The following is a 6,769-nucleotide window of genomic DNA, read 5'->3' as shown; positions in this document are numbered from 1 at the left end:
GGCTGTCTTCCACTATCCTGTTGTTATAAGCGTAAATCGCTCTATAACAGGCTTTCCGCGTGCAGAATAGCTTATTAGGAGCTCATTCTTCTCCAATTACCATGTGTATGAAGCAGCTTTTTCCGTAAGTGGTTTCGAGACCCTTATATGGCAAAGGGGCGGAGGGGAATGGTGAGACTCCTGCGGGAAAAAAGTGCTTGGTGAGACCCCGAAGAGCAAAGCTTGAGGAGGCTCACCGCGCTCCCGCGGAAAGCGAGCTATTCCCCGCAGCCCCATCCACTCAATAAAAGTCTCGAAACTGAGCCTTCAAGAATAGGGAGCTTATATTTAAGTAGGGGGGAGGGGGAAGATTAAGTGTTTAGTCAACTGCCTGTGGGGAAAAGTAATAACAGATTGCCTGAAAGTGAAGAATTGCTTATATTAGCCCGTAGGAAATATACAGAAAGGGATGGTGGAGAATGCTAAAGAAATTATTCGGCGGTAATAAAAGTGTAGAAGAACAAATCGTAGCCCCTATAAACGGAAAAGTCGTATCACTGGATGAAGTGGATGACCCTGTTTTCAGTCAGCGAATGATGGGAGACGGCGTTGCGATTGAACCGGATGATGGGAAAGTTGTAAGTCCCGTAAGTGGTGAAATCGTACAACTCTTCCCAACAAACCATGCAGTCGGTATTAAAACAAAATCGGGCGTGGAAGTACTTGTTCATATTGGACTGGAGACAGTGTCTATGGAAGGAGAAGGTTTCGAAGGCTTTGTTAAAACAGGAGATCAAGTCAACGCAGGGGATCATTTGATTACATTTGATATGGATCTTGTTAAGGAAAAAGCCAAAAGTACGATCACCCCCGTTGTGATCACGAACTTCGATGATGTGGTTGATAATTTCGATCCATCTTATAGTGATGGCGCTGATGCAGGGCAGTCAACGATAGCGACATTAAAAACGAAGTAATAGATAAAGCCTGAGGCACCTTCTTGTGCTTCAGGTTTTTTGTGCAATGAAGAGTGTGATTGTGGTAACAGATACATAGAAGCATTATAATGGAGCAAACACTAGAAGCGGATGGATTGAAGGAGGAGAATTATTTTGTCTGAACGTGACTTAGAGTTGAAATCTTTAGCCGAACAAGAAATAGAAAAACATAAAGAAACGGTCGCAACAGATCCTTACCGTTTAAATTATCACCATATGCCACCGGTTGGCCTCATGAATGACCCGAATGGGTTGATCCAATGGAGAGGTGTCTATCATCTTTTCTATCAGTGGATGCCTTTTGATACAACACATGGCGCCAAGTTTTGGGGACACTACACATCCGAAAATCTTGTGAATTGGAAGCACGAAAAAATTGCTCTGGCTCCTTCTGACACTTTTGACCGCGATGGGGTTTATTCTGGAAGTGCCATCTCCCATGAAGGTCGGCTATATTTGTTTTATACAGGAAATCTGGATGGGAAGAATGGTCCAGAGCAGGAAAACCAATGCTTGGCCGTCTCGGAAGATGGGGTGACTTTCGAGAAAAAAGGAGTCCTGATAGAAACGCCCGAAGGATATACTGCCCACTTCAGAGATCCGAAAGTGTGGAAGCAAGGCGATATTTGGTACATGGTAGTAGGGGCACAGAGTGAAGATCATCAGGGAAAAGCGGTCATGTTCAGCTCACATGACCTCCATAATTGGGAGCATCTAGGTACAATCGCTGGTAGTAAAGAAGGAAGAAACGGCGAATTAGGTTTCATGTGGGAATGTCCGGATATTTTTGAACTCGGAGGGAAAGATATTCTGATGGTTTGCCCTCAAGGATTAGAGTCAGATGGAATGAACTATGCCAATACATACCAAAGCGGGTATTTTGCTGGAGAAATGAACGAGCATAACCTGCAGTTTAATCATAGTGAATTTCGGGAGTTGGATCGTGGTTTTGAATTTTATGCTCCCCAAACCACTGTAGATGAAAAAGGGAGAAGGATATTATTTGGATGGATGGGGGTTCCTGAGCAATATGAACAGGAGCATCCCACCATTGAGAAACACTGGGTTCACTGTATGACGATTCCACGGGAGCTCACCTGGAACGGTGAAAAAATCACCCAGACCCCTGTGGAAGAATTATCAGCAATGCGTGGACCGGTTCTTCTGCATTCCTCTGTAACGATTGAGAATGATCAGAAAGCGATTCGTGGGATTCAGGGAAGGTCCATCGAATTGAACATCGAAATAGATCAGTTGAATGAAATGTTCGCTATTGAACTTTTTCAATACGCATCCCTGAGCTATAAAGATAGGATTCTTACTTTATCCCGCCCTCATCTGGAGGAAAGGTCGAAAACAGAATTCCGGCGTGTTGGGTTGGGAGAAGGATTAAGGAATATACGCCTATTCATTGACCGTTCTTCCCTGGAGGTTTTCGTAAATGATGGGGAGGAAGTGTTCACTTCGAGAATTTTCCCGCAGCCGGAAGAGGAGCATATACTTTTCACGTCCTTAGGATCTACTACTTTCTCCATTGAGAAATGGGATTTGAACGGTTATCAATATGAATAATAAGTATTGAGATCTATTTTCTGATCTTCTATTGAATGTGATAAGATGATTTTATGTAAATTGCACGAAGGGGTCATGTCAATGAGTCAATCTTCTAAGAAAATGAAAGCAAATGAGCGGAGAGAATATATTTTATCTTTGTTGAAACAAAGAGGTGTACCTGTTACAGGAGGATCCTTAGCGGAGGAAATGAATGTTACCCGCCAAGTGATCGTCGGTGACGTTTCTTTATTGAAAGCACGGAGTGAACCAATTGTGGCTACAAGCCAGGGGTATATGTATATGAACGATGGAAAGGAAGAGTTGACTTATCAACGTACCATCGTCTGTCAGCATCAAGGAGCAGATACAGAACTAGAATTGAATATCTTGGTTGATCACGGGGTTCATGTCAAGGATGTCGTGGTGGAACATCCGATTTATGGAGATTTGATTGCGCAGTTGAGAATCTCCAACCGTCGTGACGTAAAGAAGTTCATAGAGAAAGTGCATTCAGTCCAAGCTTCCTATTTGCTCGAATTGACGGATGGTATCCATACACATACTATTGCAGCTGACAGCAAAGAAGCCCTGGAAGAAGCAGAAGCCGCTTTAGAAGAAGCTGGAATTTTAATGGAAAAGTAATGGGGAAGGCAGAAGGGATAGGCAGGAATAATTATAAGCCTATCTCTTTTTTCTTTTGGAAGTGTATCCATTTGACGGTATGAATCATATTCCGTAATAGGTAGCTTATGCGTTTTATCTCCTCCGTCAATCCTCAACGTGCCAAAGAACGTGACTATGGGTCTTTCCTTAAGCTTTGGGAAGTTTTATATTTGTTTCTCTGATCTTAAAAGGGAATAAGGAAGTATAGGTTTGTTTTAATCAATAACACAGGCGAATATGATATATTGAAAACAGTGATTTACTGTTAGATAAAAAGGCAGGTGGCCACAGTGAATATTCTTCCGATTTTAGTAAGTATCATCCTTAGCTTGAATGTTTTGTTGGCGTTGGCCATTATTTTTCTTGAGCGAAGGGATGCTAGCGCAACATGGGCTTGGTTGATGGTCTTGCTTTTTATACCAGTCGTGGGATTCATTCTTTATTTGATTTTTGGCCGTCGCCTGAGTAATAAAGAGATTTTTACCTGGGACAAAAAAAGCCGACTAGGGCTTCTCACGGCTGTTCAGGAACAACTGACCGCAATCAAAGAGAACCATTTAAAAGTCCAGCATGAGGATATCATTCCTTATGAGGATTTAATTTATATGCATTTAAAGAACAATGACGCACTATTATCACAAAATAATGAAGTGGAAATTTACACGGACGGTCAAAAAAAGTTTCATGCACTTATAGATGATATTGAAAAGGCGGAAAATCACGTACACCTCCTTTATTACATTATAAGGGACGATAAGTTAGGGCAAAGATTAGCAGAAGTCCTGAAGAGAAAGGCTAAGGAAGGCATAGAAGTCAAACTTTTGTATGATGACATGGGGTCGAGGTTACTGACGCGTAAATATAAACGAGAACTTATCGAAGCAGGAGTGCAGGTCGAGTCTTTCTTTCCTTCACTTATACCGAAAGTCAATATGAAAATCAATTATCGTAACCACCGGAAACTTGCCATCATTGATGGGGAGATCGGCTATATCGGCGGCTTCAATATCGGGGATGAGTATTTAGGCTTCAATAAACGTTTCGGATATTGGAGGGATACACACTTAAGGGTGGAAGGAGAAGCTGTGAACAATATGCAGACACGTTTCATCCTTGATTGGAACCATGCATCCCGTCGTGATATCGTCTACGAAGAACGTTATTATCAGGCGAAGCCTAAAGGCAATGTGGCTATGCAAATCGTCTCGAGTGGACCTGATTCTGAATGGGAACAAATCAAGCATGGATACCTGAAAATGATTTTGTCTGCCAAGGATTATGTTTACATCCAAACTCCATACTTCATTCCCGATGATAGTTTGCTTGATGCTCTTCGTGTAGCTGTTTTATCAGGGGTCGATGTCAGGATTATGATTCCGAATAAACCTGATCACCCTTTTGTATACTGGGCTACTTTTTCCAATATCGGAGACATGCTGAATGCTGGGGCGAAGATTTATGTTTATCAAAAAGGGTTTCTTCACGCGAAAACGATTGTAGTCGATGGGAAAATTGCTTCTGTTGGTACGGCTAATATCGATGTTCGAAGCTTCCGTCTGAATTTTGAAGTCAATGCATTTTTGTACCATCCAGATGTGGCTCAATTACTAGCCGATCGTTTTCATGAAGATATTGTGGAGTCTACAGAATTAACATTTAAACTTTATCAATCAAGGTCGAAATGGATTCGGTTCAAAGAGGCGATATCAAGGCTGCTTTCTCCAATCCTTTAACGGTCTCCCATCTGCTTCTTCAACAATATGGCAGTATTCTTGACGACTCGAATTTAAGATAACCGGGATCCGTTGCCGTATGAAGAGTAAGGGGTGGTGGGGAAGCTACTCGTCTACCAGACGATTCCGCATTTGAACACTTTCCTGTGGGGGACCTGTCGAGCTTCCTCGGGCGGTCTGCACTACGGGATCTCGCCTACCTTCTTCTCCCACGGGAGTCTCGCAGCTTCTCCACCACCCCATTAGAAGTTAAGGAGAAACGAATCCCTTTACCAGGAAGGAGCGTCTTCCAGCATCCCTGTCTTATGGGAATATAACGCTCTATAGCAAGATTTCCAACATGGGAACCTTATGCTCATCAGTGCGCTCCCATTAATTCCCGCTTTTTCTTGGAGTCATTCCCCGTCGCACCTATCCACTCTCAAATTGTATCGGAACGGAGTCTTCAAGAATAGGGAGCTTTAGTTGGAGGGGGAGTTATATTGCAAAAAGCCCTGCGCTTGTAGCGCAGGGCTTTTTTGAGAGAGGTTGTTTGTTTTGGGTTTGGTTTTTACTTGCAACACAGAAAGGCCGCAGGGACTTGTAAGTCTCTGACAATATTGGAGGGGGGAGATCGTATCTGTCGGATGAATCAATTCCCCACGGCGTTTCCACAATTCTTTCACACGTATTCTTCACATCTGTTCAATTATTGAGAGGTTAGCGTGATTTGGACGGTGATGGGTTCTCCGTCACGGTAAACTTCTAGTTCTGCCGTATCTCCATTCTTCGCTTGGTTGTAGAGATATTGGCGCAAACTAATGAGCGATTCTACTTCTTTTCCGTCGATGGCGGTGATGACATCGTATCTCTCTAGTGCTGCTTGGTCAGCGGGAGAACCTTTTTCGACGCCTTGGATAAGGACGCCCTCAGTGACATCATTAGGCAATCCTAATTCACGCTGAAGTACAGGATTGGGGATTTGGGTAAGATCCTGAAGGGAAACTCCCATATAAGGTCGTTCGACTTTCCCATTGTTTTCCAAGTCATTGATGACTGGTTTGGCTACGTCCATCGGAATCGCAAAACCGATGCCTTCTACCTGTTCTTTTGCTATCTTCATAGAATTGATCCCAATTACTTCACCTTGAAGGTTAATCAGCGCACCACCACTGTTACCAGGGTTTATAGCTGCATCAGTCTGAAGGACTTCGGTTTGCCAGTCTGGTTGGCTGTCTCCATTAATATCGACGGGGATATTACGATCAAGACCACTGACAATTCCTTTCGTCACTGAACCAGCGAATTCCATGCCCAATGGGTTGCCGATTGCAATGGCTGTCTGCCCGACCTCTACGTCATTGGCTTTACCTAACTCAGCAACCTTTTGTACATGTTCGCTATCTATTTGTAAAACGGCCAGGTCCGTCAAAGGGTCACTGCCTTTCAATTCGGCTTCAACTTTAGTTCCATCACTCAAGACGACTTCCAAAGCGGAAGCATTTTCGATGACGTGATGGTTGGTGGCAACAAAAGCTTGATCACCGTCTTTCTTGTAAATGACCCCAGATCCTGTACCGGCTTTTTTCGCGCCTTGGGCTGTGTCCTGGATGTTACTAATCCCGACGACTGCCTGGGAAGTTTCATTGACAGCTTGGGTAACTTCTTCTTGGTTTTGTCCGAGATTCATCTCATCGGCTTGAGCTGTCGGTGGTTCCGTGTTGACGTTAACGGAAATCCCTTGCCATTGGAAAACCGTCGTCACTATGAAAACTGCAACAATAGCACCTAAAACACTAAAAGCTAAACCAGAGCGTTTATACTGTCTCTTTTGATTTTTTTCTTGTTTCTCAAACATTTAGA

General features: G+C 43.4%; 5 protein-coding genes. 4 read left to right on the top strand and 1 reads right to left on the bottom strand.

The features are described from left to right. Nucleotides 1-458: 458 nt before the first annotated feature. The 4 genes from BMZ58_RS20415 to cls all read left to right on the top strand — a co-directional run bounded on the left by BMZ58_RS20415 (nt 459) and on the right by cls (nt 4,927). A complete protein-coding gene (locus tag BMZ58_RS20415) occupies nt 459-956 on the top strand; it encodes a PTS sugar transporter subunit IIA (RefSeq protein ID WP_075038369.1) in 498 nt (165 codons plus the stop codon). 132 nt (nt 957-1,088) lie between these two features. Continuing rightward, nucleotides 1,089-2,549: a glycoside hydrolase family 32 protein gene (locus tag BMZ58_RS20410; RefSeq protein ID WP_075038368.1), complete on the top strand. Its 1,461-nt coding sequence runs from the start codon at nt 1,089-1,091 to the stop codon at nt 2,547-2,549. Nucleotides 2,550-2,630: 81 nt separating this feature from the next. Next, the gene (locus BMZ58_RS20405; RefSeq protein ID WP_075038367.1) at nt 2,631-3,173 is read left to right on the top strand and encodes a transcription repressor NadR; all 543 of its coding nucleotides are present in this window, start codon (nt 2,631-2,633) and stop codon (nt 3,171-3,173) included. A gap of 311 nt (nt 3,174-3,484) precedes the next feature. Next, nucleotides 3,485-4,927, top strand: coding sequence for a cardiolipin synthase (cls, locus tag BMZ58_RS20400; protein WP_075038366.1), 1,443 nt, complete (start codon nt 3,485-3,487; stop codon nt 4,925-4,927). 688 nt (nt 4,928-5,615) lie between these two features. Here cls and BMZ58_RS20395 read toward each other — a convergent pair. Further along, nucleotides 5,616-6,764, bottom strand: a complete 1,149-nt coding sequence (locus tag BMZ58_RS20395; protein WP_075038365.1) for a S1C family serine protease — start codon at nt 6,762-6,764, stop codon at nt 5,616-5,618. Nucleotides 6,765-6,769 lie beyond the last annotated feature (5 nt).

The sequence above is a fragment of the Halobacillus dabanensis genome, assembly GCF_900114165.1.
Lineage (GTDB): Bacteria > Bacillota > Bacilli > Bacillales > Halobacillaceae > Halobacillus > Halobacillus dabanensis.
The sequence above is the reverse complement of the archived record's forward strand: the minus strand, read 5'-3'. Positions and strand labels throughout refer to the sequence as shown.